This window comes from Enterobacter cloacae complex sp. FDA-CDC-AR_0164 (assembly GCF_003071645.1).
Taxonomy (GTDB): domain Bacteria; phylum Pseudomonadota; class Gammaproteobacteria; order Enterobacterales; family Enterobacteriaceae; genus Enterobacter; species Enterobacter ludwigii.
Genome location: NZ_CP028950.1, coordinates 4,448,782 through 4,473,343 on the forward strand (window position 1 = coordinate 4,448,782; position 24,562 = coordinate 4,473,343).

28 protein-coding genes are annotated in these 24,562 nt (G+C 54.0%); 16 read left to right on the forward strand and 12 right to left on the reverse strand.

Going from position 1 to position 24,562, the window contains the following annotated elements; genetic code table 11:
• Window positions 1-5 precede the first annotated feature (5 nt).
• The 3 genes from flgD to flgB are packed head-to-tail and all read right to left on the reverse strand — an operon-like array spanning window position 6 to window position 1,552.
• Window positions 6-716: a flagellar hook assembly protein FlgD gene (gene flgD / locus AM410_RS21945; protein ID WP_020884678.1), complete on the reverse strand. Its 711-nt coding sequence runs from the start codon at window positions 714-716 to the stop codon at window positions 6-8.
• 11 nt (window positions 717-727) lie between these two features.
• Window positions 728-1,132, reverse strand: coding sequence for a flagellar basal body rod protein FlgC (flgC, locus tag AM410_RS21950; RefSeq protein ID WP_013097138.1), 405 nt, complete (start codon window positions 1,130-1,132; stop codon window positions 728-730).
• 3 nt (window positions 1,133-1,135) lie between these two features.
• Window positions 1,136-1,552: a flagellar basal body rod protein FlgB gene (flgB, locus tag AM410_RS21955; RefSeq protein ID WP_014169556.1), complete on the reverse strand. Its 417-nt coding sequence runs from the start codon at window positions 1,550-1,552 to the stop codon at window positions 1,136-1,138.
• 157 nt (window positions 1,553-1,709) lie between these two features.
• On the opposite strand from flgB, the gene flgA reads away from it, so the two are divergent.
• From flgA to flgN, 3 genes are all read left to right on the forward strand, one after another.
• Window positions 1,710-2,369, forward strand: a complete 660-nt coding sequence (flgA, locus tag AM410_RS21965) for a flagellar basal body P-ring formation chaperone FlgA (protein WP_040017138.1) — start codon at window positions 1,710-1,712, stop codon at window positions 2,367-2,369.
• Window positions 2,370-2,462: 93 nt separating this feature from the next.
• Window positions 2,463-2,756: a flagellar biosynthesis anti-sigma factor FlgM gene (flgM, locus tag AM410_RS21970; RefSeq protein ID WP_014169554.1), complete on the forward strand. Its 294-nt coding sequence runs from the start codon at window positions 2,463-2,465 to the stop codon at window positions 2,754-2,756.
• Between the two features lie 4 nt (window positions 2,757-2,760).
• Window positions 2,761-3,186 carry a flagella biosynthesis chaperone FlgN gene (gene flgN, locus AM410_RS21975; protein WP_025204463.1) on the forward strand — a complete coding sequence of 142 codons (426 nt, stop codon included), beginning with the start codon at window positions 2,761-2,763 and terminating at the stop codon, window positions 3,184-3,186.
• 59 nt (window positions 3,187-3,245) lie between these two features.
• Here the strand turns inward: flgN and murJ are convergent, their stop codons facing one another.
• The 4 genes from murJ to rimJ all read right to left on the reverse strand — a co-directional run bounded on the left by murJ (window position 3,246) and on the right by rimJ (window position 7,143).
• A complete protein-coding gene (murJ, locus tag AM410_RS21980) occupies window positions 3,246-4,781 on the reverse strand; it encodes a murein biosynthesis integral membrane protein MurJ (RefSeq protein ID WP_020884681.1) in 1,536 nt (511 codons plus the stop codon).
• Window positions 4,782-4,972: 191 nt separating this feature from the next.
• Window positions 4,973-5,896: a Gfo/Idh/MocA family protein gene (locus AM410_RS21985; protein ID WP_025204464.1), complete on the reverse strand. Its 924-nt coding sequence runs from the start codon at window positions 5,894-5,896 to the stop codon at window positions 4,973-4,975.
• Window positions 5,897-5,898: 2 nt separating this feature from the next.
• Window positions 5,899-6,549: a YceH family protein gene (locus tag AM410_RS21990; protein WP_020884684.1), complete on the reverse strand. Its 651-nt coding sequence runs from the start codon at window positions 6,547-6,549 to the stop codon at window positions 5,899-5,901.
• Between the two features lie 9 nt (window positions 6,550-6,558).
• Window positions 6,559-7,143 carry a ribosomal protein S5-alanine N-acetyltransferase gene (gene rimJ, locus AM410_RS21995; protein ID WP_013097146.1) on the reverse strand — a complete coding sequence of 195 codons (585 nt, stop codon included), beginning with the start codon at window positions 7,141-7,143 and terminating at the stop codon, window positions 6,559-6,561.
• A gap of 236 nt (window positions 7,144-7,379) precedes the next feature.
• Here rimJ and mdtH point away from each other — a divergent pair, with 236 nt between their 5' ends.
• From mdtH to AM410_RS22040, 9 genes are all read left to right on the forward strand, one after another.
• Window positions 7,380-8,588, forward strand: a complete 1,209-nt coding sequence (gene mdtH / locus AM410_RS22000) for a multidrug efflux MFS transporter MdtH (protein ID WP_014169547.1) — start codon at window positions 7,380-7,382, stop codon at window positions 8,586-8,588.
• A 124-nt stretch (window positions 8,589-8,712) separates the two neighbouring features.
• Complete coding sequence (locus AM410_RS22005; protein WP_020884685.1) at window positions 8,713-9,273, forward strand: lipoprotein; 561 nt, start codon at window positions 8,713-8,715, stop codon at window positions 9,271-9,273.
• A 126-nt stretch (window positions 9,274-9,399) separates the two neighbouring features.
• Complete coding sequence (gene pyrC / locus AM410_RS22010) at window positions 9,400-10,446, forward strand: dihydroorotase (protein WP_063214596.1); 1,047 nt, start codon at window positions 9,400-9,402, stop codon at window positions 10,444-10,446.
• Window positions 10,447-10,520: 74 nt separating this feature from the next.
• Entirely contained in the window at window positions 10,521-10,766 is a 246-nt protein-coding gene (gene dinI / locus AM410_RS22015) for a DNA damage-inducible protein I (RefSeq protein ID WP_020884687.1), read from the forward strand.
• Between the two features lie 273 nt (window positions 10,767-11,039).
• Window positions 11,040-11,294: a biofilm formation regulator BssS gene (gene bssS / locus AM410_RS22020; protein WP_008500827.1), complete on the forward strand. Its 255-nt coding sequence runs from the start codon at window positions 11,040-11,042 to the stop codon at window positions 11,292-11,294.
• Window positions 11,295-11,410: 116 nt separating this feature from the next.
• Window positions 11,411-12,529: an N-methyl-L-tryptophan oxidase gene (gene solA, locus AM410_RS22025; protein ID WP_020884688.1), complete on the forward strand. Its 1,119-nt coding sequence runs from the start codon at window positions 11,411-11,413 to the stop codon at window positions 12,527-12,529.
• 59 nt (window positions 12,530-12,588) lie between these two features.
• Window positions 12,589-12,702: a DUF2770 family protein gene (locus AM410_RS22030; protein WP_032670549.1), complete on the forward strand. Its 114-nt coding sequence runs from the start codon at window positions 12,589-12,591 to the stop codon at window positions 12,700-12,702.
• A gap of 228 nt (window positions 12,703-12,930) precedes the next feature.
• Window positions 12,931-13,497 carry a cytochrome b gene (locus AM410_RS22035; protein ID WP_032670551.1) on the forward strand — a complete coding sequence of 189 codons (567 nt, stop codon included), beginning with the start codon at window positions 12,931-12,933 and terminating at the stop codon, window positions 13,495-13,497.
• Between the two features lies 1 nt (window position 13,498).
• Window positions 13,499-14,077 (forward strand): YceI family protein, encoded by a 579-nt coding sequence (locus tag AM410_RS22040; RefSeq protein ID WP_020884691.1) that lies wholly within the window; start codon window positions 13,499-13,501, stop codon window positions 14,075-14,077.
• A 41-nt stretch (window positions 14,078-14,118) separates the two neighbouring features.
• Here AM410_RS22040 and trhO read toward each other — a convergent pair whose 3' ends face one another.
• Window positions 14,119-15,168 (reverse strand): oxygen-dependent tRNA uridine(34) hydroxylase TrhO, encoded by a 1,050-nt coding sequence (gene trhO, locus AM410_RS22045; protein ID WP_032677865.1) that lies wholly within the window; start codon window positions 15,166-15,168, stop codon window positions 14,119-14,121.
• A 222-nt stretch (window positions 15,169-15,390) separates the two neighbouring features.
• Here trhO and AM410_RS22050 point away from each other — a divergent pair, with 222 nt between their 5' ends.
• The 3 genes from AM410_RS22050 to AM410_RS22060 all read left to right on the forward strand — a co-directional run bounded on the left by AM410_RS22050 (window position 15,391) and on the right by AM410_RS22060 (window position 18,147).
• The gene (locus AM410_RS22050; protein ID WP_014169534.1) at window positions 15,391-16,317 is read left to right on the forward strand and encodes a Kdo(2)-lipid IV(A) acyltransferase; all 927 of its coding nucleotides are present in this window, start codon (window positions 15,391-15,393) and stop codon (window positions 16,315-16,317) included.
• A gap of 141 nt (window positions 16,318-16,458) precedes the next feature.
• On the forward strand, window positions 16,459-17,688 hold the full coding sequence (gene mdtG / locus AM410_RS22055) for a multidrug efflux MFS transporter MdtG (protein WP_020884693.1): 1,230 nt from the start codon (window positions 16,459-16,461) through the stop codon (window positions 17,686-17,688).
• A gap of 84 nt (window positions 17,689-17,772) precedes the next feature.
• Window positions 17,773-18,147: a MysB family protein gene (locus AM410_RS22060; RefSeq protein ID WP_020884694.1), complete on the forward strand. Its 375-nt coding sequence runs from the start codon at window positions 17,773-17,775 to the stop codon at window positions 18,145-18,147.
• Window positions 18,148-18,153: 6 nt separating this feature from the next.
• Here the strand turns inward: AM410_RS22060 and AM410_RS22065 are convergent, their stop codons facing one another.
• The 3 genes from AM410_RS22065 to mdoG form a co-directional block, all read right to left on the reverse strand.
• Window positions 18,154-18,381, reverse strand: a complete 228-nt coding sequence (locus AM410_RS22065; RefSeq protein ID WP_020884695.1) for a YceK/YidQ family lipoprotein — start codon at window positions 18,379-18,381, stop codon at window positions 18,154-18,156.
• An 80-nt stretch (window positions 18,382-18,461) separates the two neighbouring features.
• Window positions 18,462-20,990 (reverse strand): glucans biosynthesis glucosyltransferase MdoH, encoded by a 2,529-nt coding sequence (mdoH, locus tag AM410_RS22070; protein WP_032681268.1) that lies wholly within the window; start codon window positions 20,988-20,990, stop codon window positions 18,462-18,464.
• Entirely contained in the window at window positions 20,983-22,536 is a 1,554-nt protein-coding gene (mdoG, locus tag AM410_RS22075; RefSeq protein ID WP_025204472.1) for a glucans biosynthesis protein MdoG, read from the reverse strand. Before mdoG ends, mdoH begins: the two co-directional genes overlap by 8 nt.
• A gap of 255 nt (window positions 22,537-22,791) precedes the next feature.
• On the opposite strand from mdoG, the gene mdoC reads away from it, so the two are divergent.
• Window positions 22,792-23,931 carry a glucans biosynthesis protein MdoC gene (mdoC, locus tag AM410_RS22085; RefSeq protein ID WP_014169528.1) on the forward strand — a complete coding sequence of 380 codons (1,140 nt, stop codon included), beginning with the start codon at window positions 22,792-22,794 and terminating at the stop codon, window positions 23,929-23,931.
• Between the two features lie 34 nt (window positions 23,932-23,965).
• On the opposite strand, the gene ymdB is transcribed toward mdoC, so the two are convergent.
• The gene (gene ymdB, locus AM410_RS22090) at window positions 23,966-24,508 is read right to left on the reverse strand and encodes an O-acetyl-ADP-ribose deacetylase (protein ID WP_014169527.1); all 543 of its coding nucleotides are present in this window, start codon (window positions 24,506-24,508) and stop codon (window positions 23,966-23,968) included.
• Window positions 24,509-24,562 lie beyond the last annotated feature (54 nt).

Genomic DNA, 24,562 nt, shown 5'->3' on the forward strand with positions numbered 1-24,562 from the left:
AAGGCTTAGATAATCTGCCGAACTTCGTCGAGCGTGGTGGTACCTGAGGTACCCAAATCCAGTTTGTTACCGCCAGCGCCTTTAATCACGCCCTGAACCAGCGCGAACTGCAGCGGCTGTGCCACCAGTTGGGTGGTTCCGTTGCTGGCGCTGATCGCCACTTTGTAAGAACCGTTTGGTGCTTTCGTGCCGTCGGTCAGGCTGCCGTCCCAGGTAAAGGTGTGTACGCCTGCCTTCAGCTCACCGATGTCAATGGTGCGTACCACTGCCCCGCTCGCATCGCTGATCGTCGCAGTCACTTTGTCAGCCGGCTGCTGCAGCTCAACGCCAAACGGCGTGGTGGTCGTGGTTGACGTCCCCTCGGTAGTGCTGGTGCCGGCAAGGATCGTGGTCCCCGGGATCATCACCCCATGACCAATCAGATTCGCAGCCTGCAGAGACTGGCTGTTGTCAATCTGACCGGAAACGGAGCCAAGGGTGGTGTTGAGTTTTTCAATGCCGCTGACGGTACTGATCTGCGCCAGTTGCGTGGTCAGCTCGTTGTTCTGCATCGGATTGGTGGGATCCTGGTTCTTCAGCTGCGCCACCAGCAGCGTCAGAAAGCTGCTCTGCAGATCGGACGCGTTACTGCCCGTCAGGGCGTTGGAACCCGTCGAACTTTTGGCGCCATTAACACCTGAGTTCGTGGGATCATTCACATTTACGGCGATGGACATGCATGTCTCCTTTACTGGCCGAGAGTGAGTGTTTTGAGCATCATGCTCTTCACGGTATTAAGCACTTCGACGTTTGCCTGGTAACTTCGTGACGCCGACATGGAGTTCACCATCTCACCCACCACATCCACGTTAGGCATTTTTACGTAACCGTTCGCATCCGCCAGCGGGTTGCCAGGCTCATACACCAGCTTGTCCGGTGCCTGGCTCTCAACCACATCAGAGACTTTCACACCGCCGGTGGCCGCACCTGGCGCCGCATCGACCTGAAAGACGACCTGTTTCGCACGATAAGGCTGACCGTCTGGTCCGGTCACGCTGTCGGCGTTCGCCAGGTTACTGGCGGCTACGTTCAGACGTTTGGACTGCGCGGTAAGCGCCGAGCCGGCGATATCAAAAATATTCAGCAAGGCCATTTATCAGTTGCCCCCCTGCAGGACGTTCATCATGCCTTTGATTTGTCCGCCGAGAACGGTCAGGCCTGTCTGGTACTTCAGGCTGTTATCGGCAAACTGTGTACGCTCCCGGTCCATGTCCACGGTGTTACCGTCGAGTGAAGGCTGGTCGGGAATGCGATAAAGCAAATCGGTCGTTGGTGCGGTCATCGTCTGAGCGGGAATATGGCGTGAGGAGGTCAGCGCGAGCGCGACACCGCTCCCTTCTGCGCGTCCACGCTCCATCACTTTTTTAAGCTCACTGGAAAAATCAATATCGCGCGCCTGATACCCTGGCGTATCGGCGTTAGCGATATTGGCGGCTAAAATTTCCTGCCGCTGGGCACGTAAATTGAGCGCTTCCTGCTGAAAACGTAACGCGGCGTCGAGTTTATCGAGCATGTCTCCTCCGCTGATGGCAAAATTTCAGTTCACAGCTTAAATCTCAACCCATCCGCCTTATCGACGGAATAAGCGCAAAATGCGTCGCTATTTATTGCGTTGATGAAAAACCACTGCAGGTAGAATTCACTCAATTCTGGAAACGGTGGAACTTGCGATGCAAACGTTAAAACGTGGCCTGATGGCAACTTTCTTGCTTTTTAGCCCCCTGGTGCAGGCGGATGGTTTACAGGATCAGCTAAACACCTTTTTTGCCCAGAAGCTGGCGGGCTTTAGCGATGAAGTTGTCGTCACGGTACGCACGCCACCGAATCTGTATCCCTCCTGTGAGCAGCCGTCATTTACCGTGACCGGCACCACCAGACTGTGGGGAAACGTGAACGTGCTGGCACGCTGCGCCAACGAAAAACGGTATTTACAGGTTGCAGTCCAGGCGACAGGCAATTATGTTGTCGCCGCTGTCCCCATTGCCCGGGGTACCGCACTGCAGGCCAATAGCGTGACGTTGAAACGTGGCCGTCTGGATCAGCTGCCGCCACGGGCAATGCTTGAAATTAACCAGGCGCAGGACGCCGTCAGCCTGCGTGATGTCGCACCAGGCCAGCCGATACAGCTGTCTATGCTGCGCCAGGCGTGGCGCGTCAAGGCGGGTCAGCAGGTGATGGTGGTGGCCAATGGAGATGGCTTCAGTATCAACAGTGAAGGGAAAGCGTTAAACAATGCCGCGGTGGCGCAAAATGCCCGCGTCAGAATGTCTTCAGGGCAGGTGGTTAGCGGAACCGTCGATTCTGATGGGAATATTCTGATTAACCTATAATCTTTTTAAAGATTTCGCTGCAGCTGCCGATAAATATTCAACTATTGATGATGTCAGGCGCCAACGCCGCGAACCCTCGATGAGGACAACACTATGAGCATTGATCGTACATCAGCCCTGAAGCCGGTAAGCGCTGTACAACCTCGCGAAACGAATGACGCTACGCCGCAGAAAACGCGTCTGGAAAAACCGTCAACGTCTAACAGCACCAGCGTAACCCTGAGCGATGCCCAGGCAAAACTGATGCAGCCAGGCGGCAACGATATCAACATGGAACGCGTTGAAGCGCTGAAAACGGCTATTCGTAACGGCGAGCTGAAAATGGACACCAGCAAAATTGCTGACGCCCTGATTCAGGAAGCGCAGAGTTTCTTACAGAGTAACTAACCGTATGAGTCGACTGTCAGAAATACTGGATCAAATGACGGTTGTCCTGAACGACCTGAAAACGGTAATGGACGCTGAGCAACAGCACCTCTCTTCCGGTCACATCAACGGCAGCGCGTTGCAGCGTATTACTGAAGACAAAAGCTCGCTCCTGGCGACGCTGGATTACCTTGAGCAGCAACGTCGCGCTGAGCAGGATCCTAAGCGCAGTGCTAACGACGATATCGTTGAGCGCTGGCAGACTATTACAGAAAAAACCCAGCACCTTCGCGATCTCAACCAGCATAACGGCTGGCTGCTTGAAGGTCAGATAGAGCGTAATCAGCAAGCGCTTGAGGTGTTAAAACCGCATAAAGAAACCGGGCTGTACGGTGCGGATGGGCAGACAGCGACGGCACGTATTACGGGCGGGAAAAAGATTTCGATTTGAAGCATAAGCGACAAATCAAGCAGTGGGGAGCACCATAAGGTGAACTCCCCTTTTGGCGTTTATGCCGTACGGCGGGCAAACTCTTTCACTTTGAAGCCCAACACGGCGAGTGTGGCAAAGTAAGCCACAACCCCAACACCCACCACGGCCATCAGTCGCAGCAGACGATAAGGCATGGTGCCGAGCGACCACTCCGGCATCACGTGCATCATGCCGAGCAACGCCGCTGCCATCACCAGCACCGCGATAACCAGTCGCACAAGGAAACTCGCCCAGCCCGGCTGCGGCGTGAAGATATCCTGCTTACGCAGCTGCCAGTACAACAGCCCGGCATTCAGACAGGCCGCCAGACCAATAGACAGAGCCAGCCCCGCGTGCTTCAGCGGGCCAATAAACGCCAGGTTCATCAACTGGGTCATCACCAGCGTCACCAGGGCAATCTTCACCGGCGTTTTAATGTTCTGACGGGAGTAGAACCCTGGCGCCAGCACTTTAACAACAATCAGCCCCATCAATCCCACCGAGTACGCCACCAGCGCCTGCTGAGTCATGGACGCATCATGGGCTGAAAATTTACCGTACTGGAACAGCGAGACGGTCAGCGGTTTCGCGAGGATCCCCAGCGCCACCGCGCTTGGCAGTGCCAGCAGGAAACAGAGGCGTAAGCCCCAGTCCATCAGGCGGCAATACTCATCATGGTTGCCGCTGGCAAAGCTTTTAGAGAGCGACGGCAGCAGAATCGTCCCCAGCGCGACGCCCAGTACGCCAGAAGGAAACTCCATCAGACGGTCAGCGTAGTACATCCAGGAGACCGAACCGGACACCAGGAAAGAGGCAAAGATGGTATTGATGATAAGTGAGATCTGGCTGACAGAAACCCCGAGGATTGCAGGTCCCATCTGCTTCATGACGCGCATTGCGCCGGCATCACGGAAATTAATGCGCGGCAGAACCAGCATGCCAATTTTCTTCAGATGCGGCAGCTGATATGCCAGCTGCAGGACGCCGCCCACGGTCACCGCCCAGGCCAGCGCCAGTACCGGCGGGTTGAAATGCGGTGCGGCAAACAGGGCAAAGCCGATCATGCTGACATTCAAAAACGTCGGCGCAAACGCCGGAACGGAGAAGCGGTTCCAGGTATTGAGGATTGCCCCCACCAGCGAGGCCAGTGAGATCAGCAGGATATAAGGAAAGGTAATGCGCAGCAGCTGGGTGGTGAGCGCAAATTTATCAGCGGTGTCGGCAAACCCCGGCGCGGTCACCATAATCACCCAGGGCGCAGCCAGCATCCCCAGGACTGTCACAATAGCCAGCGCCAGCGTCAGCAGCCCGGAGACGTAGGCGACAAACACCCGCGTAGCATCTTCGCCCTGCTTGCTTTTATATTCCGCCAGAATTGGAACGAAGGCCTGCGAGAAAGCGCCCTCAGCAAAAATACGGCGCAATAAATTCGGCAGTTTGAACGCGACGAAAAAGGCGTCCGTTGCCATCCCAGCACCAAAAACCCTTGCCACAATGGCATCGCGCGCAAAACCCAGTACGCGAGAAAACATGGTCATCGAGCTGACGGCTGCCAGCGATTTTAATAAGTTCATTAATGTGAATTTCCACAACCATACGGCAAAACGCCTGCAGAGCAGGCGTAATGAATGCCCGACGGCGTTGCGCTTGCGCAGGCCTTCGGATTTGCAGGCCGGGTAGGCGAAAAGCCTCCCGGCGAAACCAACAATCGGCGCTTAGTCTACCCGGATTTAAGGGAATTACTATCGGCAGATGTTACAGAGGGTTATTCACTCATGGCCTCTCGCCAGAGCCGTTCCACGATGCGTTGCGCCATGATGGCCTGTTCACCGGCGGTTTCCGGAACCGTCTGATTTTGCACGCAGCTAATGAAGTGACGGGCGCATCCCGCGAAGCCGCGTTGCTCCAGAGTGCTCTGCCAGCCCGGCGCCGGAAGCGTGACCACACCGTTGCCCTTCTCTTCTCGCCACTCCCGCATGTCAGTGATGTCATACAACGCACCGTCAGTGACGGCCTGGACAAACTCCCGCTGACTGCCCGCACGACGATGCATGCTGGTGGTCACCTGCAGATGTTCCAGCGCAAAGTGGTGCTCGGCGTAGACCATCTCGCCCAGATCGTTGGTCATCAGGGTCCCGCTTTTCAGCTGAGCCTGGCCGTTTGTCAGCCAGAGCGCCGTGTCCACCACGTGCAGATAATCATCGAGAAGCGTAAAGCGCAGATCGTTTGGCCCGACGCTGTCGGTACGGTGTTTATCCATCCTCAGGGAGGCCAGCGCGCCCGGCTGTGCCTTCAGCTGCTGATAAAGCGGAGCGAAGCGGCGGTTAAAGCCCACCATCAGCGTCAGGTTCTTGCGTGCCGCCAGCTCTATCAGTCGCTCGGCATCCTGAACGTTCTCCGCCAGGGGCTTATCCACACAGACGTGAACACCGGCATTCAGCAGTTCGCTGACCACCTGATAGTGTGTTGCCGTTGAGGTATGCACAAATACCGCATCGCACTCGCGGGCTAGATCCGACAGCGAAGCGGCGTAAGGTATCCGCCAGGTTGCGCAGATGCGTTCAGCCTTCTCGCGGGTAGGTGACCACGCGCCCTGAAGCGTCCAGTCCGTTGCCGCGCCTAATACCGGTAACCAGGCTTTCTGCGCAATACCGCCAAGCCCCACCACGCCTACACGTAATTTTTTCACTGTTAGTCTCCCAAATGTGCCAGCAGTGCGTCCAGGCGCTGTTTCAGCCCAGCGACCTCCTCTTCCAGCGCGTCCACGCGCGCCGTCAGGCTGCCGCTGACAACAGTGGACTCTTGTTCCGTCGCCAGCGTCGCGGTATCCACCTCGCCACTGAAGAGATGCATATAGCGGCTCTCACGCTTGCCCGGTTCGCGTGCCAGACGCACCACGTAAGGGCCATCCTCGCGGGTTGCAAGCCCTTCCAGGGTTTGTTCCACTTCCTGCATATCCGCAAACTCATGCATACGGGAAGCCCGCGTGCGCAGCTCGCCGGGAGTCTGTGCCCCGCGCAGTAAAAGGGTCGTGATCACCGCCACTTCCGCGGCGCTCAACTTCAGGTCGCCGAATTCGGAATTACAAAAACGTTGTTCGTACTTGGTGACGCGGTTTCCGAAGCCGCTGACGGTGCGCAGATAATGGCGTTTCACCAGTTCATCCAGCACATCCTGAACGTCATGCTCGCTGAGGTTCATTACCGGCTCGCGGTTGGTCTTTTGGTTGCAGGCCATCATGACGGCGTTGACAGAGAGCGGATATTGCTCCGGCGTCGTGACCTGTTTTTCCAGCAGGCATCCGACGACGCGCGCTTCTGCACCGCTTAACTGATATTTCATCTCTTCTCCTTAGCGACCCGCTGTCCAGTCCCGGGTGGTTAATGCCGTGAGGACATGGTCGCGCCATTCTCCATCTATCAGCAGATAGTCTTTGGCGTAACCCTCTTTCTCAAACCCTAAACGCGCCAGCAAATTACCGCTGCGCTGATTATGCGGCATATAGTTCGCCATAATACGATGGATATGTTGCGTGCGTTGCATATAACGGATCGCCACCGTTAATGCTTCATACATCAGCCCCTGCCCCTGCCATTTCTGACCGATGGAGTAGCCGAGGTAGCAGGCGTGAAACGATCCGCGCACGACGTTTGAAAAGTTGGCGATGCCGATGATCTCTTTTTCTTCAGGATCCAGCAGCGCAAAATAAAACGCACTTCCCTGCTTATGAAATTCCGCAATCATACTGAGGCGCGCCTGCCAGCCGGATGGGTAACAATGGCTCTCATCCCGAACGGGTTCCCAGGGTTTTAAAAACTGGCGATTCTCGGCGTAATAATCCGCCAGACGCCAGGCATCACGCTCATGCACCAGACGAACGACCAGCCTGTCCGTTGTCAGACGCACTTTTGGCACATTACTGCGATAGCCAAACATCGATACCACTCCTTCCCGTCACTTCTGCTGACCCATTAGCTTTACTATACCTGTGCCTGCGCCGTCTGTGAAAACAGTGACATACCATTTTGACCTCTTTTCACATTTTTCGATGAGAACTCTCTATCAAAGCGCTCTTTTGATAAAAAAATATTGTCACGCCCAGGGGTGGGAAAACGCGCAGTAACCCCGCAGAATGTTAGCGTGCTCACCATCCTGTTTTCCCTGGAGGGAAAATGTCCCGCGTATCACAGGCGAGGAGCCTGGGTAAATATTTCCTGCTAGTCGATAACATGCTGGTCGTGCTCGGCTTTTTTGTCGTGTTTCCTCTTATCTCGATCCGCTTTGTCGATCAAATGGGCTGGGCGGCGCTGATGGTTGGCATCGCGTTGGGGTTACGCCAGTTTGTCCAGCAAGGCCTTGGGGTGTTTGGCGGCGCCATTGCTGACCGCTTCGGCGCGAAACCGATGATTGTGACCGGTATGCTGCTTCGTGCGGCAGGCTTTGCCACGATGGCTGTTGCCCATGAGCCCTGGCTTCTGTGGTTCTCCTGCTTTCTCTCCGGGATCGGCGGAACCCTGTTTGACCCGCCGCGTACCGCGCTGGTGGTGAAGTTAATTCGCCCGCAGCACCGCGGACGTTTCTTCTCGATTTTGATGATGCAGGACAGCGCGGGCGCGGTAATTGGCGCGCTTCTGGGGAGCTGGTTGCTGCAGTACGATTTCCGTCTGGTCTGCGCGGCTGGCGCGGTGCTCTTTATTCTGTGCGCCCTCTTTAATGGCCTGTATCTGCCAGCATGGAAATTGTCGACGGTGAAAGCGCCGGTACGCGAAGGGCTGGGCCGCGTCCTGCACGACAAACGTTTTGTCACCTACGTATTGACCCTGACGGGTTACTACATGCTTGCCGTGCAGGTGATGCTGATGCTGCCTATCATGGTCAATGATATTGCGGGAACCCCGGCCGCCGTGAAATGGATGTACGCCATCGAAGCCGCGCTTTCGCTGACGCTGCTCTATCCGATTGCCCGCTGGAGCGAACGGCGTTTTCGCCTGGAGCATCGTCTGATGGCCGGGCTGTTTTTAATGACGCTGAGCATGATGCCCATCGGTCTGGTGAATTCTCTCCAGCAGCTGTTTACGCTGATTTGCACCTTCTATATCGGCTCTATCATCGCCGAGCCGGCTCGTGAGACGCTGAGCGCCTCGCTTGCAGATGCGCGTGCCCGCGGCAGCTATATGGGGTTCAGCCGACTCGGTCTGGCCTTTGGTGGGGCTTTGGGTTACGCCGGCGGCGGCTGGCTGTTTGATGCAGGCAAAGCGCTGAATCAGCCGGAACTGCCGTGGATGATGCTCGGCGCGGTGGGCTTTATGACGCTGCTGGCCCTCTGGTGGCAGTTCAGCCAGAAGCGCAGCGCAAGCGGCATGCTCGAACCGGGCGCATAGCCCTTCCCTCTGGCGGGAGGTCGCTCCCGCCTCACTTCTCAGTTTTTTCTGCTGGTTTCTGCCATTTCACACTGACATACTGACGTAACAGGACAGAAGCGCCGATTTTTCGTTGAGGAACACTATGAAGAAAATTGTCATTGCCGCTGCATTCATTGTCAGCGGTCTGCTGGTAGGCTGTAACCAGCTTACGCAATACACCGTCAGTGAACAGGAAATTAATCAGGCGCTGGAAAAACATAACAACTTTTCAAAAGACATCGGCGTGCCCGGGCTTGCCGATGCGCATATCGTCCTCAGCAACCTGACCAGCCAGATAGGACGTGAAGAGCCAAACAAAGTGACGCTGAACGGGGATGCAAACCTCGATATGACCTCCCTCTTCGGCAACCAGAAAGCCAATATCAAGCTGAAGCTGAAAGCGCTGCCGGTCTTTAACAAAGAGAAAGGGGCTATTTACCTGCAGGAGATGGAAGTCGTCGATGCGGAAGTCACGCCGGACAAGATGAAATCTGTGTTGCAAACCCTGATGCCTTATCTGAATCAGTCGCTGCGTAACTATTTTAATCAGCAGCCAGCCTATGTCTTAAGTGAAGACAAGAGCAAGGGTGAAGCGCTTGCGAAAAAGTATGCTAAAGGGATAGAGGTGAAACCGGGAGAAATCATTATTCCCTTCACTGATTAACCCGTAGGGCGCCGAGGCGCCCTTTTTTTTACGGAAAAGTGTGCAAACGAAAACGTTTCCGCTTATGATTTGTGTCCGGCAAAAACAGCCATCCGAATGACTGATTCCTGACAAGCCGGAGCTTCCATGACTGCACAACCCCAGGTTCTTAAAATCCGCCGCCCTGACGACTGGCATATCCATCTGCGCGATGGCGATATGCTCAAAACCGTCGTGCCTTATACCAGCGAAATTTATGGCCGCGCGATTGTCATGCCTAACCTGGTGCCACCAGTCACCACCGTCGATGCCGCAATGGCGTATCGCCAGCGCATTCTGGATGCCGTCCCGGCGGGCCATGATTTCACCCCGCTGATGACCTGCTACCTGACCGATTCCCTGGATCCAAACGAAGTGGAGCGCGGGTTTAACGAAGGCGTATTCACCGCTGCGAAACTTTACCCGGCCAATGCCACCACCAACTCCAGCCACGGCGTTACCAGCATTGATGCCATCATGCCGGTACTGGAGCGCATGCAGAAACTGGGTATGCCGCTGCTGGTTCACGGTGAAGTCACGCATGCCGAGATCGACATCTTCGACCGTGAAGCCCGTTTTATCGACACCGTGATGGAGCCCCTGCGTCAGCGCCTTCCCGCGCTCAAAGTGGTCTTCGAGCACATCACCACCAAAGATGCCGCGGAGTATGTCCGCGACGGTAACGAGCTTATCGCCGCCACCATCACGCCACAGCATTTGATGTTTAACCGTAACCACATGCTGGTTGGCGGTGTACGTCCGCATCTGTACTGCCTGCCGATCCTCAAGCGTAACATTCACCAGCAGGCGCTGCGCGAACTGGTTGCCAGCGGCTTCTCCCGCGCGTTTCTGGGCACGGATTCCGCACCTCATGCGCGTCATCGCAAAGAAGCAAGCTGCGGCTGTGCGGGCTGCTTTAATGCCCCAACTGCTCTCGCCAGCTATGCAACCGTGTTTGAAGAGATGAATGCCCTGCCGCATTTCGAGGCGTTCTGCTCACTCAATGGCCCCCGTTTTTATGGGCTGCCGGTCAATGAGACCTTCATTGAGCTGGAACGTGAAGAGAGCCAGGTTGAGGAAGCCATTCCACTGACCGATGACACGCTGATCCCATTCCTGGCAGGTGAAACCGTTCGCTGGACGGTAAAACGCTAAAAAATCAGTGCCCCTTGTTGTCAAACCGATAATATACCTGTATAAATACACAGTATATTACACAGGGGGCATTTATGCGTATTGAAGTCACCATAGCCAAAACTACTGTTCTGCCTGCCGGCGCGCTTGATGCACTTGCAGGCGAATTATCCCGTCGTATTAACAACACCTTTCCCGAAAACGATGGTGCCGTAACGGTGCGTTACGCGGCCGCAAACAACCTCTCCGTCATTGGCGGCGCGAAAGAAGATAAAGCGCGTATCACCGAAATCCTGCAGGAAACGTGGGAAAGCGCCGACGACTGGTTCATCACAGATTAACACTGCTCCCTCATTGTGTTTTTTTGCCGGGTCGCCCCGGCTTTTTTTTCGCCTGAAAATCCAGAAAGTTCAAATTAATTCGGCAACTTCTTTAAAAATCGTGAACAACATGGTGTTTTATTGTTCGAACAATCCTAAAAAGCAGAAAAATGTGTTGCTAGCTGTTTATTTTTCCCTTAGGAACCCTTATTACTTGTATACTGAAGTTGCTTCAGAAAAACATGCATTGAACCTCGAAGTCGTTGTCTTCTAACACGCATTATGGGGGTTATAATGGAAAAGAATAGCGAAGTCATCCAGACCCATCCACTCGTTGGCTGGGATATCAGTACCGTAGACAGCTACGATGCACTGATGCTGCGTTTGCACTACCAGACCCCAAATCAGCTGAACCGTGAAGAAGCGGAAGTTGGACAGACGCTGTGGCTTACGACAGACGTCGCCCGTCAGTTTATTTCTATTTTGGAAGCAGGCATCGCAAAAATAGAATCTGGCGACTACCAGGAAAATGAGTATAAACGGCATTAGCGTTTAGCCCACTTTTCACTCTACAGGCACCCTTGGGGTGCCTTATTTATTTCTCCCTTGTATAAGCCCCCGATGTTAATTACTCTGCTAACAAAGCGTTAGTTTAAGAGATGCCCATGAAATATGATCTGATTATTATTGGTAGCGGCTCCGTTGGTTCTGCCGCCGGATATTATGCCACCCAGGCTGGCCTCAAGGTTCTGATGATAGATGCCCATCTTCCCCCTCATTCAGAGGGAAGCCATCATGGCGATACTCGCCTCATTCGTCACGCCTATGGTGAAGGCGAGCGCTATGTCCCGCTGGTACTTCGCGCGCAAGCGCTCTGGGACGAACTGGCTAAACAGACTGAGGAACGCATTTTCGAACGCACGGGTATCATTAACCTTGGTCCTGCCCGCTCTGATTTTCTCGCCAGCGTCGAACGCAGCGCGAAGACATTCAACCTGGACGTTGAGAAGCTCGACGCGGCGGGGATCATGTCACGCTGGCCGGAAATCACCGTCCCGGACGATTATGTTGGTCTCTTTGAAGCCCATTCTGGGGTGTTGCATTGCGAAACAGCAATAAAAACCTGGATAGCGCTGGCCGCGAAAGCAGGCTGCGCCCAGCTTTTCAATTGCCCGGTCGAGGCCATTAAACATGACGCTGACGGCGTCACGGTGACAACCCTGGACGGAGAGTACACGGCCTCCCGATTGCTCATCAGTGCAGGTACCTGGGTAACCCGTCTGCTGCCAGACCTGCCCGTACAGCCGGTGCGCAAGGTCTTCTCCTGGTTCCAGTCTGATGGCCGTTACAGTACGCAGAATAAATTCCCGGCGTTCACCGGCGAGTTACCCAACGGCGATCAGTTCTACGGCTTCCCTTCGGATAAAGACGCGCTCAAAATCGGGAAACACAATGGGGGACAAATTATCTCCTCTCCTGAAGAACGTAAACCGTTTGGCGCCTACCCACAGGATGGCTCTGAAGCCTTCTCGTTCCTGCGAAATATTCTGCCGGGCGTCGGTGGCTTACTCTATGGCGCGGCATGCACCTACGACAACACCCCGGACGAAGACTTTATTATCGATACGCTGCCCGGGCATGAGAACACATTGCTCATCACCGGTCTGAGCGGTCACGGCTTTAAGTTCGCGTCGGTGCTGGGTGAAATTGCCGCGCAGTTTGCCCAGGGTATTACACCGCAGTTTGATCTGACGCCCTTCTCTCTTTCACGTTTTAACGGATAATCCACCACGGGCTTCGGACGTTCCGGAGCCCGTCTTTTTGTTACGGTTTGCGGGGCGCTATGCGCAAAGTTGTGGGTTTTCTCATCAATAATATTCGTGAGCATTTGATGCTCTATATCTTATTGTGGGCGCTGCTGGCCATCATTGATTTTATTTACATTGTATTTTACTGAAAGCCTGCCTGACATTTATTGACATTACTTTATATTTACTTAAGTTAGAACAATTCCTCAATTAGCCCTTTGTTAAGTCTTGCACGAAGACATTGAATTACCTTTGCGGATCATTTTCAAAACCGCTGAAATAAATAAAATAAAAATCAATATCGACTTATTTCAGTTGCAATATCATTCCTTCCCGTTCATTTTTACTGCTCTGTTTATTTGATAATGGTAATCCTGATGCAATTGCGTAACACCTCCCGGCGCTATGGAATAATATCCATAAGCTTGCACTGGATATTTGCTATTGCGGTCTATGCCATGTTCGGACTTGGCCTCTGGATGGTGACGCTCAGCTATTACGATGGCTGGTATCACCAGGCCCCGGAGCTGCATAAGAGTATCGGCGTGCTGCTGATGATGGGGCTGGTTATTCGCGTGATCTGGCGACACATTTCACCGCCGCCTGCCGCGCCAAAGACCCACAGTAAATTTACCCGTATCAGCGCTGTTGCCGCGCATATTACGCTTTATGCGCTGCTCTTCGCTCTTCTGATCAGCGGCTATCTCATCTCGACAGCAGAGGGTAAGCCAATAAGCGTTTTTGGCATTTTTGATGTCCCGGCAACGCTTGCCGATGCGGGATCACAGGCCGATATTGCCGGGGTGATTCACCTCTGGCTGGCATGGAGCGTGGTTATCCTGTCCGTGCTGCACGGGCTTGCCGCCCTTAAACATCATTTCATCGATAAAGACGATACGCTAAAGCGCATGCTTGGCCGCTCGTCAGTTGACTCTGGAGCTTAAAATGAAAAAACACCTGCTGGGTATCGCACTGGGTTCTCTGTTATTTACCACCGGCTCAGCCGTTGCTGCTGACTATAAAATTGATAAAGAGGGCCAACATGCTTTCGTCAATTTCCGTATTCAGCATCTCGGGTATAGCTGGCTGTATGGCACCTTTAATGATTTTGACGGCACATTCAGCTTTGACGAAAAAAATCCTGCCGCCGATAAAGTCAACGTGACCATTAATACCAACAGTGTCGACACCAATCATGCAGAACGCGATAAACATTTGCGCAGTGCGGAATTCCTGAACGTGTCTAAATTCCCACAGGCTACCTTCACCTCCACGGAAGTGAAAAAAGATGGCGATAAGCTGGATATTACCGGCAACCTGACGCTCAACGGCGTGACAAAACCGGTTACGCTGAATGCAAAATTAATGGGCCAGGGTGACGATCCGTGGGGGGGTAAACGTGCCGGATTTGAAGCCGCAGGTAAAATTCACCTGAAAGACTTTAATATTACTACCGATTTGGGCCCGGCTTCTCAGGATGTCGAACTGATTATTTCCGTTGAAGGCGTTCAGCAGAAGTCATAATAACGACGCCCGGCAGGCTTTCACACTGCCGGGCATCAGCCTTATTCAGGGTCGGGAATACCCAGTTTGGTGTTCAGACGGCCACGGGATTTATTAAAAATCTTGTTACCGTTTTCCCGTCCTGCACGACGACGGCGCTGCTCCTCTTCCGGCAGCATACTCTCTTCACTGCACAGTTCGCTGCAGCATCCGTTAAATTTCTCGGCACAGGTCGGACACTGAATAAACAGCAAATGACATCCGTCATTTTTGCAGTTGGTATGGGTATCACACGGCGTACCGCACTGGTGACAGTGGGCAATCACATCCTCTGAAATACGCTCGCCCATTCGTTCGTCAAAGACAAAGTTCTTACCGATAAAACGCACCGGTAAACCCTGCTCACGGGCACGGCGGGCGTACTCTATAATGCCGCCTTCAATGTGCCAAACCTTATTAAACCCGTTGTGCTTCATCCAGGCGCTGGCCTTCTCACAGCGGATCCCACCGGTACAGTACATCACGATCTTTTTATCTTTATGTTCCTGCATCATCTCAACCGCTTTTGGCAGTTGCTCGCGGAAGGTATCAGCCGGAATTTCCATCGCGTTTTCGAAATGCCCCACTTCATACTCATAGTGGTTACGCATATCGATGAACACCGCATCCGGATCGTCCAGCATCGCATTCACTTCCGCCGCTTTCAGGTATTCCCCGACATCAGCGGCGTTAAACGCCGGATCGTCAATACCGTCCGCGACAATGCGTTCACGCACTTTCATGCGCAGTACCCAGAATGATTTACCGTCATCATCCAGGGCAATGTTCAGGCGTACACCGTTGAGAGCCGGATCGAACCCGTAAAGCAGGTCGCGGAAGGCGTTTACTTTGCTTTCCGGTACGCTGATCTGGGCATTGATGCCTTCACGGGCAAGATAGACGCGACCGAAAACATTCAGCGTCGTGAAGGCCTGATAAAGCGCATCGCGGGTCGCTTGTGGATCGTTGATGGTGAAGTATTTGTAGAATGAGATTGTCGTGCGCGGTTCGGTTTCAGCCAACATACGCGCCTTTAACATCTCATTCGAAACGCGGTTGTGTAACACTGGCATGGTGTACAAGTCCTGCAATCGTTAGAGAGAATGAAAAATCGGTCGGCATCATATAGCAAACAATGACAATTTACATCCACACAATTTACGCTACATTTCACACACCCTAGTTAGTCAGACTTATCAATTGCTGCATTCGTACACGTTTCGAAGACAGACATTTTGGCTACGCCTCAAAAAATGAGACAATAGCTAAACAGGACGTTAGAACACAGGAAAGACATGACCCAGTTACCGAAATTTACTGTCGCCCTTTTGCATCCCCGCTATTGGTTGACCTGGCTTGGCATTGGTTTTTTATGGCTGATGGTCCAACTCCCTTACCCTGTGATTTTCCGTGTGGGCAAATGTGTGGGCCGTATTGGTCAAAAATTCATGAAACGCCGCGCCAGGATTGCCTACCGCAACCTTGAGCTGTGCTTCCCGCAGATGAGCGAGGCGGAACGTCATGAGATGGTTACCAGGAATTTCGAATCCGTTGGCATGGGGCTGATGGAAACCGGTATGGCATGGTTCTGGCCAGACAAACGGATGGCCCGCTGGAGTGAAGTCACCGGGACAGGTATGGAGCCTGTGCATACGCTTCAGGCCAATAAGACAGGCGTACTGCTGATTGGCGTGCATTTTCTGACGCTGGAGATCGGTGCGCGTATGTTTGGCATGCAGGCACCCGGTATTGGTGTTTATCGCCCTAACGATAACCCGGTGATCGATTTAATCCAGACCAATGGTCGTATGCGCTCCAACAAAAGTATGATCGACCGTAAAGACCTGAAGGGGATGATCCGCGCGCTGAAATCAGGTGAAGTGATCTGGTATGCCCCTGACCACGATTATGGCCCACAATCCAGCGTATTTGTCCCGTTCTTCGCCGTTGAAGAGGCGGCCACAACCACCGGTACCTGGATGCTGGCGAAAATGTCCAAAGCCGCGATCGTCCCGTTTGTCCCGCGTCGCAAGCCGGATGGCTCAGGCTACGAGTTAATGATGCTCGAGCCGGAACTCGCGCCGCCGCTGGACGATGCGGAAACGACCGCTCGCTGGATGAACAGAGTGGTTGAGAAATGCATCATGCTCGCGCCGGAGCAGTATATGTGGCTCCATCGTCGCTTCAAAACGCGGCCAGAGGGTATGCCGTCGCGCTATTAATTTTCCGTGCGGCCATCAGGGCCGCACGCTCATTTAGCTTTAAAAGCTCCTCCGCATTGCAGCGATCATAACCCAGGCGCATACTTAGCAGGCTTATTACTTCAGGCCTATGGTGCTCTGCACCTCATTATGCGGATTGTTATGTCACCCTCAGATGCCCCCATAAACTGGAAGCGTAACCTCACGGTTGCGTGGCTTGGTTGTTTTCTCACCGGTGCGGCGTTTAGCCTGGTGATGCCCTTCCTGCCGCTTTACGTTGAACAACTTGGCGTCACCGGTCACAGTGCGCTCAATATGTGGTCTGGCCTGGTCTTCAGTATCACCTTTCTCTTTTCCGCGATTGCTTCGCCCTTCTGGGGTGGCCTTGCCGATCGCAAAGGACGAAAGATCATGCTGCTGCGTTCGGCACTGGGGATGGCCATCATCATGGCGCTGATGGGCCTTGCGCAGAACGTCTGGCAATTTCTGATTTTGCGCGCGTTACTGGGGCTGCTGGGGGGCTTTATTCCTAACGCAAATGCGCTCATCGCCACCCAAATTCCGCGACACAAAAGCGGCTGGGCGCTCGGAACGCTCTCCACCGGTGGCGTGAGCGGCGCATTGCTGGGACCGCTGGCAGGCGGACTGCTGGCGGATAACTACGGCCTGCGTCCGGTCTTTTTCATTACTGCCAGCGTCCTATTTCTCTGCTTTATCGTCACGCTGCTCTGTATCCGTGAACGTTTCACCCCGGTCACTCGAAAAGAGATGCTCCACGCACGGGATGTGCTGACCTCGCTTAAAAATCCCAGGCTGGTGCTAAGCCTGTTCGTCACGACCCTGATTATTCAGGTAGCAACCGGGTCGATTGCCCCTATTCTGACGCTCTACGTTCGCGATCTGGCCGGTGACGTCAGTAATATTGCGTTTATCAGCGGGCTTATCGCGTCGGTGCCCGGCGTGGCAGCGTTGCTCAGCGCCCCGAGGCTGGGAAAACTGGGGGACCGCGTGGGCCCGGAAAAAATCCTGATATGCGCCCTGGTGATTTCCGTTCTGCTCCTCATTCCGATGTCGATGGTACAAGCGCCGTGGCAACTTGGCTTGCTGCGTTTCTTACTGGGAGCGGCAGACGGCGCGTTACTGCCCGCGGTTCAGACCCTGCTGGTTTACAACTCAACGAACCAGATAGCCGGCCGCATTTTTAGCTATAACCAGTCATTTCGCGATATCGGCAACGTCACCGGACCGCTTGTCGGAGCCGGAATTTCCGCCAGTTTTGGTTTCCGCGCCGTGTTTATCGTCACCGCGGGCGTGGTGCTGTTTAATGCGATTTATTCGTGGTTCAGTTTATCGAGGGCTTTACGACCGGTCGTTAATAAGACGAACGCGTGACAGCTTATTTTTGCATTCATACTTGCAGAACCCGATATTCAGCTATTCTTTCCCTGAAACCTTCAGGAAAACAGGGAGACACCAATGACCATGTACGCCACACTGGAAGAAGCTATTGATGCCGCTCGTGAAGAGTTCCTCGCCGATAATCCTGGCGTTGAGGAAGAAAATGCTGACGTGCAACAACTTAATATCCAGAAATACGTTCTGCAGGACGGGGATATTATGTGGCAGGCCGAATTCTTTGCTGATGATGGCGAGGAAGGAGAATGTTTGCCGGTCCTGAGCGGAGAAGGTGCGCAGGCCGTCTTTGATGGCGACTATGACGAAATCGAACTACGGCAGGAATGGCTTGAAGAAAACACCCTGCACGAGTGGGATGAGGGCGAATTTCAGCTCGAGCCGCCGCTGGATACGGAAGAAGGACAGACCGCAGCCGATGAGTGGGATGAGCGTTAATTTCCCCTATTCATAAGGGCCGTGCTGAGCGTCGATCGGCAGCAATAGCGTATCGAATACCAGTGAAAACGGTAAATCGAGCACGGTGAGATAGCGCCACGCAGAGTCACGTACATCCCATTTTACCCCGGGGTAGTACTGATTACCGTGGCCTTGCCCTGGAATGGTGCGGCTGATGATGCTGCCACAGCCGCTGAGTAAACACGCCATCATCACGGCGAGGATTATTTTCATCAATGACCTCTAAAAAAATACCGGCTTTTCAGCCGGTATTTTATTTGCCGGGTAGCGTAACGCCGCCGGGCACAGAAGGCTTACTTCGCCTTCAGCGCGAGTGGATTAATTTTAATCTCTTTATAGTGGCTGACCCACGAAGAGTATTTTTCCGGCGCAGACCACACACGGTAGTGAAGGCGTGCCATCGTAACCGGATCGCTCAACAGCACCAGACGACGGTCGCGGTTGAGTTTTTCCGGCGTATCGTTCAGCGCCTGTTCAACGTGACGATCGCGGGCAATCTCCAGTACCTGGCTTGCACGGTGACGCGCTGTCGCCATGGCCGTCGCCAGAGCGTTAAATGACGGGTTAAACACCGCGTGCATAAAACCATCTTCCAGCGAGCGTTTGCGGTTCTGCTCCAGATACGTGTCGGTATCCACCAGCACCTGTGGCGGCGAATACTCTTCCGGGATCAGGAACAGTTTCCAGCGTTTGGTACGCAGCCCCACCGTTGAACGGCTCGAAATCACTGACACAAACGGTGACAGGATCAGCGAGAAGACAATCGGTGCCAGCCAGAACAGGAAGCGCAGATCCAGCCAGGCCATACCTGCTGCCCATACCAGACCCAGCAGCAGCTGCGAGCCATGACGCATGAAGGCTTCCCCCCACGGCGTGGAGTCATCATCACGCTGCGGAGAATTCCAGACCACTTCCCAGCCGAGGAACGCGCTGACCACAAACACGGTATGGAACAGCATACGCACCGGCGCCAGCAGCACCGAGAACAGCACTTCCAGAAGAAGCGAGAGCGTCACGCGGCAGAAACCACCGTACTCTTTCGAGCCTTTGCACCAGATCAGAATGATACTGAGCAGCTTAGGCAGGAACAGCAGCACCATGGTGGAGGCAAACAGCGCAATCGCCAGCTCCGGACGCCACTGCGGCCACACCGGGAACAGCTGGCGCGGTTGCAGGAAGTATTGCGGTTCCGTCAGAGCATGCACCACCTGTAGCGCAGTAGAGAGTGCAAGGAACATAAACCACAGCGGTGCGGAGAGATAAGACATTACGCCAGTCAGGAACACAGCACGGTGAACCGGGTGCATCCCTTTTACGAGGAACAGGCGGAAGTTCATCAGGTTACCGTGACACCAGCGGCGGTCACGCTTGAGTTCATCCAGCAGGTTCGGCGGCAGCTCTTCGTAAGATCCCGGCAGGTCGTAGGCGATCCAGACGCCCCAGCCAGCACGACGCATCAACGCCGCTTCCACGAAGTCGTGCGACAGAATAGACCCCGCAAACGAACCTTCACCCGGCAGCGGAGCCAGCGCACAGTGCTCAATGAACGGCTTCACGCGGATAATGGCGTTGTGACCCCAGTAGTGAGACTCACCCAGTTGCCAGAAGTGCAGACCGGCAGTAAAGAGCGGCCCGTAGACGCGGGTTGCAAACTGCTGGCAGCGCGCATAAAGCGTGTCCATACCGGACGCTTTTGGCGAAGACTGGATGATCCCCGCGTTCGGGTTGGCTTCCATCAGACGCACCAGACCGCTCAGGCAGTCGCCGCTCATTACGGAGTCAGCATCGAGCACGACCATGTAGCTGTACTGATTCCCCCAGCGACGGCAGAAGTCATCGATGTTTCCGCTTTTACGCTTCACGCGACGACGACGACGGCGGTAGAAGATCTGGCCTTCACCCTGCACTTCCGCGATCAGTTCCATCCAGGCTTTTTGCTCGGCAACGCAAATGTCCGGGTTGTAGCTGTCACTCAGGATATAGACGTCAAAATGCGCCGCGTTACCGGTTGCCTTTACGGACTCCCAGGTCGCACGCAGACCCGCAAATACGCGGTCAACGTCTTCGTTACAGATAGGCATGATCAGCGCCGTACGGTGCTCAGGATTAAGGGGTTCATCCCCGACCGTTGAGGCTGAAATGCTGTATTTGTCCCGCCCCATCAGCAGCTGCAGGAAGCCCATCAGCGCGGTCCAGAAACCGGCTGACACCCAGCAGAAGAGAACGGCAAACAGCAGAAGAATGCCGCTCTGCAGGATATACGGCAGCAGCTGCATGAAGGAGACCCATATATCCTGGCCCATCATGTCTGCAGGGTTGATAAGTGCCCAGCCCTGGTAAGGCAGAATGGTTTTCATGTACCAGGTAGCGACCACGGTCTGCGCCAGCGTCAGTAACAGCAGAATGTAACGACGAATGGTCCCCACGGTACGCCATTTCTGTTCGGAGGCCTGCTCTTCTTTCGTCAGGCGCGACAGATAGCGCGGCGTAACATCACGCCCACGCAGGCGATCCCAGAAGCGGCCAACCGGGTTGGTGCGCCACGGGTCAGGGAACATTGAGGAACGCGTGGCTTTCGGCATTGCCTGAAGCTGATCGCGTCCTTCGTCGTCTTTAATCAACTGCCCTTCTGCCAGCGAGTCTGGCCATGCCTGCTCCAGACGCGCCTTTACTGACCCCAGCGGCGTATCATCGTCACGGGAAAACGGACGATGTTCGCCATCCAGCGCGGTATGTACCGCGCGGATGTCGCTTTTAGGCAGCGCCGCTTTTTCAATGTCCGTCAGCGGCATGGCATCAATATATTCAGATGTATTATTCATTGGCAGGTAGCTGATAGCTCCAGGTTTCACTCAGCGGCTGATCGTTACTGACCAGCGCAGCACGCATTTCAGTGGTCTGTTTCGGATCTTTCACTTTCACGCGCAGCGTCAGACGCCAGCCTTTCGTTACCGGGTTATAGCGTACGGTGTTCTCAACGATTTCACCGTTATCACCGATGCTGGCCTGAGCGGCAACGGCAGTATCCGGGGACAGTTTTTTCATATCCTGGCCCGCGAAGTCCACAACAAAGGCCACGGTGCCATCAGGCTGACGGATCAGGTTAGACTGCTTCACATCACCCGTAGAACGGCGAGTCTGCATGACGTACGCGTTATCCGGCGCATGCAGTTTGTCTTCGTCGCGGCTAAAGGTAATGGTGTATTTGAAGTTCATCTCTTTACCGGCTTCCGGCAGCTGATCCGGCGTCCAGTAAGCAACGATGTTATCGTTGGTTTCGTCATTGGTTGGAATTTCAACCAGCTCAACCTTACCTTTACCCCAGTCACCTTTCGGCGTGACCCAGGCGCTTGGGCGCAGGTCATAGCGGTCATCCAGATCTTCAAATCGGGAGAACTGACGGCCACGCTGCAGGAGGCCGAAACCTTGCGGGTTTTCCATCGCAAAACTGCTAACAGCCAGATGTTTCGGGTTATTCAGCGGACGCCAGATCCACTCACCATTACCTGCATGAATAGAAAGACCGTTGGAATCGTGCAGTTCCGGGCGGAAGTTCGTCGCCGGTGACGGCTGATTCGGCCCAAACAGGAACATACTCGTCAGCGGTGCAACGCCCAGTTTGCCGACTTTATCGCGCAGGTAAACTTTGGACTGCACGTCAACGACCGTGTCACGGCCAGGCATAATCACAAAGCGATAAGCACCGGTCGCACGCGGGGAATCCAGCAGTGCATAAATAGTCAGGCGCTTGTCGGTTGGTTTTGGACGTTCAATCCAGAACTCGCGGAAACGCGGGAACTCTTCACCTGATGGCAGCGCGGTATCAATGGCGAGGCCACGCGCAGAAAGCCCGTACACCTGCCCTGCCCCGATCACGCGGAAGTAGCTGGCACCGAGCATGCTGACGATTTCGTCGTTTTTATCTTTGCTGTTGATCGGGTAAAGCACCTTGAAGCCAGCGAAGCCCAGGTCTTTAACCGTATCTTTATCGTGCTGAACATTGCCAAAATTGAAGTAATCCGGGCTGTACTTGATTTTACGTACCGCGGTCGCCGTCACTTCATTAATGGCAACAGGCGTGTCGAAGTACATTCCCTGATGATAAAACTCAAGCTTGAACGGGGTTTTAATGTTGTTCCAGTACGCTTTATCATGGTTGAACTGGATCTGCTGATAGTCCGCATACTTCATGTCGCGGAAAACGGAGGGCAAGTTACTTTTTGGCGCTTCGTAGCTCTTGCCTGCCATCGATTTTGCCTGTTTTGCGACATCGTCGATGTTAAAGGCCAGTGCCGATGAGGTATACAGAGATAACACCACTGCAGCACCCAACCAACGCATTTTCATCATCTGTGGTTTATGTTTCATAATAAGTAAGCACTTCCCCCTTTGTGTGCTTATATCGATCCGATCCATTTTAATGGAAACTCAGGCAATCCGACAACATTATCACTGCTTTGTTCAGCTCGCTGGCTCATGGATTAAGCAAATGAAAGAACCCGCTTTTCACTTTGCGTGCTTATCCTGGAGACAGGGTGTCGGTCTTGGTGTAGGGTTGGCTTCGAATGTAACCATTATGAGTCTTAGGGATAAGGCGAAAAGTCTGAGAATGCACAAAGTTATATGAGCTCAACACCTGTAGAACGCGAATATTTCCTCGACTCGATCCGGGCATGGCTGATGCTGTTGGGGATCCCCTTTCACATTTCACTAATTTACTCCAGCCACACCTGGCATGTGAATAGCCAGATGCCTTCCTGGTGGCTCACGCTGTTTAATGACTTTATCCATGCCTTCCGTATGCAGGTGTTTTTTGTCATATCCGGCTATTTCTCCTACATGCTGTTCTTACGCTACCCGGTAAAACGCTGGTGGAAAGTGCGCGTGGAGCGTGTGGGCATTCCGATGTTGACCGCCATTCCCCTGCTGACGTTGCCGCAGTTTATTATGTTGCAGTACGTCAAAGGCAAGGCGGAGAACTGGCCAAATCTGACGCTGTATGAAAAGTACAATACCCTGGTCTGGGAACTGGTGTCTCACCTGTGGTTCCTGCTGGTCCTGGTGGTGCTCACCACGGTCAGCCTGGTCATTTTCAGCCGCCTGCGCCATCGCCTGAGTACCCAGGCCGATACCTTCTTCGCCAATATTACGCTGGGTAAACTGTCTCTGCTCTTTTTGCTGCTGGGTATCGCCTATGCGGCCGTGAGACGCACGCTGTTTATCGTGTATCCGCCGATACTGAGTGACGGACTGTTCAATTTCGTCGTGATGCAGTCGCTGTTTTACATCCCCTTCTTTTTAGCCGGTGCGCTGGCATTTATTCATCCCAAACTTAAATCGCTGTTTACCACCCCGTCGCCATGGTGCGCTCTGGGTGCCGCTATCGCGTTTGCGGCCTATCTGTTAAATCAGCGCTATGGCAGCGGCGATGGCTGGATGTATGAAACAGAAAGCGTGATCACCATGCTGCTGGGTCTGTGGATGGTGAATGTGGTCTTCGCGCTGGGACACCGCTTGCTGAACTTTAAGTCCAGCCGCGTGACCTACTTCGTCAATGCGTCACTGTTTATTTACCTGGTGCACCACCCGCTGACGCTGTTCTTCGGCGCTTATATCACGCCACATATTGCGTCCAACACGCTGGGTTTCTTTACCGGACTGGTCTTTGTGATTGGGATTGCCATCGTGCTCTATGAAATCCATCTGCGGATCCCGCTCCTGCGTTTCCTCTTTTCAGGAAAACCGCAGGCTAAAGCCTCATAAACAAACGCGGCGCACTCAGTGCGCCGCGTTTGTTTTAGCTCTCTACGTCCTGCCCACGCTGCGTGAGAAGCCGCTGATAAAGGTGCGTGGTTTCTTCGTCGAAACAGACAAAAATCACCTTCTCAGGCATCGGCTTGAGGGAGAGGTATCGGTAAACGGTCTCTACCGCGATCGTGGCAGCGGCAGGTTTTGGATATCCGTATACCCCAGTGCTGATAGCCGGAAAAGCCATCGTCTTATAGCCGTTATCCGCTGCCAGGCGCAGGCAGTTGCGGTACGCCTCCTCCAGAATACTCGCCTCATGCCGATCGCCGCCATGCCATACAGGCCCCACAGCGTGAATCACCGCTTTGGCAGGAAGATCTCCCGCGAGGGTAATCACCGCATGACCCGGAGGACATTCACCCTGCTGCTGACGCACAGCTTTACAGGCCTCAAGGAGCTGCGGTCCTGCAGCCCGGTGGATTGCGCCGTCAACACCGCCCCCGCCCATCAGTGATGGATTGGCCGCATTAACGATCACGTCGACGTGCATCGTCGTAATATCGCCATGAATGACTTCAATTTGCGGTTTCATACGTACCCTCTGCTACCCGCCTTTTTCTTAAGTGTATCGCAGAGGAGGTATGGA

Excerpts from the sequence above, each read along its gene's own strand:
- flgD (WP_020884678.1), bottom strand. The coding sequence starts at position 716 with ATGTCCATCGCCGTAAATGTGAATGATCCCACGAACTCAGGTGTTAAT.
- flgC (WP_013097138.1), bottom strand. The coding sequence starts at position 1,132 with ATGGCCTTGCTGAATATTTTTGATATCGCCGGCTCGGCGCTTACCGCG.
- flgB (WP_014169556.1), bottom strand. The coding sequence starts at position 1,552 with ATGCTCGATAAACTCGACGCCGCGTTACGTTTTCAGCAGGAAGCGCTC.
- flgA (WP_040017138.1), top strand. The coding sequence starts at position 1,710 with ATGCAAACGTTAAAACGTGGCCTGATGGCAACTTTCTTGCTTTTTAGC.
- flgM (WP_014169554.1), top strand. The coding sequence starts at position 2,463 with ATGAGCATTGATCGTACATCAGCCCTGAAGCCGGTAAGCGCTGTACAA.
- flgN (WP_025204463.1), top strand. The coding sequence starts at position 2,761 with ATGAGTCGACTGTCAGAAATACTGGATCAAATGACGGTTGTCCTGAAC.
- murJ (WP_020884681.1), bottom strand. The coding sequence starts at position 4,781 with ATGAACTTATTAAAATCGCTGGCAGCCGTCAGCTCGATGACCATGTTT.
- AM410_RS21990 (WP_020884684.1), bottom strand. The coding sequence starts at position 6,549 with ATGAAATATCAGTTAAGCGGTGCAGAAGCGCGCGTCGTCGGATGCCTG.
- rimJ (WP_013097146.1), bottom strand. The coding sequence starts at position 7,143 with ATGTTTGGCTATCGCAGTAATGTGCCAAAAGTGCGTCTGACAACGGAC.
- mdtH (WP_014169547.1), top strand. The coding sequence starts at position 7,380 with ATGTCCCGCGTATCACAGGCGAGGAGCCTGGGTAAATATTTCCTGCTA.
- AM410_RS22005 (WP_020884685.1), top strand. The coding sequence starts at position 8,713 with ATGAAGAAAATTGTCATTGCCGCTGCATTCATTGTCAGCGGTCTGCTG.
- pyrC (WP_063214596.1), top strand. The coding sequence starts at position 9,400 with ATGACTGCACAACCCCAGGTTCTTAAAATCCGCCGCCCTGACGACTGG.
- dinI (WP_020884687.1), top strand. The coding sequence starts at position 10,521 with ATGCGTATTGAAGTCACCATAGCCAAAACTACTGTTCTGCCTGCCGGC.
- bssS (WP_008500827.1), top strand. The coding sequence starts at position 11,040 with ATGGAAAAGAATAGCGAAGTCATCCAGACCCATCCACTCGTTGGCTGG.
- solA (WP_020884688.1), top strand. The coding sequence starts at position 11,411 with ATGAAATATGATCTGATTATTATTGGTAGCGGCTCCGTTGGTTCTGCC.
- AM410_RS22030 (WP_032670549.1), top strand. The coding sequence starts at position 12,589 with ATGCGCAAAGTTGTGGGTTTTCTCATCAATAATATTCGTGAGCATTTG.
- AM410_RS22035 (WP_032670551.1), top strand. The coding sequence starts at position 12,931 with ATGCAATTGCGTAACACCTCCCGGCGCTATGGAATAATATCCATAAGC.
- AM410_RS22040 (WP_020884691.1), top strand. The coding sequence starts at position 13,499 with ATGAAAAAACACCTGCTGGGTATCGCACTGGGTTCTCTGTTATTTACC.
- trhO (WP_032677865.1), bottom strand. The coding sequence starts at position 15,168 with ATGCCAGTGTTACACAACCGCGTTTCGAATGAGATGTTAAAGGCGCGT.
- AM410_RS22050 (WP_014169534.1), top strand. The coding sequence starts at position 15,391 with ATGACCCAGTTACCGAAATTTACTGTCGCCCTTTTGCATCCCCGCTAT.
- mdtG (WP_020884693.1), top strand. The coding sequence starts at position 16,459 with ATGTCACCCTCAGATGCCCCCATAAACTGGAAGCGTAACCTCACGGTT.
- AM410_RS22060 (WP_020884694.1), top strand. The coding sequence starts at position 17,773 with ATGACCATGTACGCCACACTGGAAGAAGCTATTGATGCCGCTCGTGAA.
- AM410_RS22065 (WP_020884695.1), bottom strand. The coding sequence starts at position 18,381 with ATGAAAATAATCCTCGCCGTGATGATGGCGTGTTTACTCAGCGGCTGT.
- mdoH (WP_032681268.1), bottom strand. The coding sequence starts at position 20,990 with ATGAATAATACATCTGAATATATTGATGCCATGCCGCTGACGGACATT.
- mdoG (WP_025204472.1), bottom strand. The coding sequence starts at position 22,536 with ATGAAACATAAACCACAGATGATGAAAATGCGTTGGTTGGGTGCTGCA.
- mdoC (WP_014169528.1), top strand. The coding sequence starts at position 22,792 with ATGAGCTCAACACCTGTAGAACGCGAATATTTCCTCGACTCGATCCGG.
- ymdB (WP_014169527.1), bottom strand. The coding sequence starts at position 24,508 with ATGAAACCGCAAATTGAAGTCATTCATGGCGATATTACGACGATGCAC.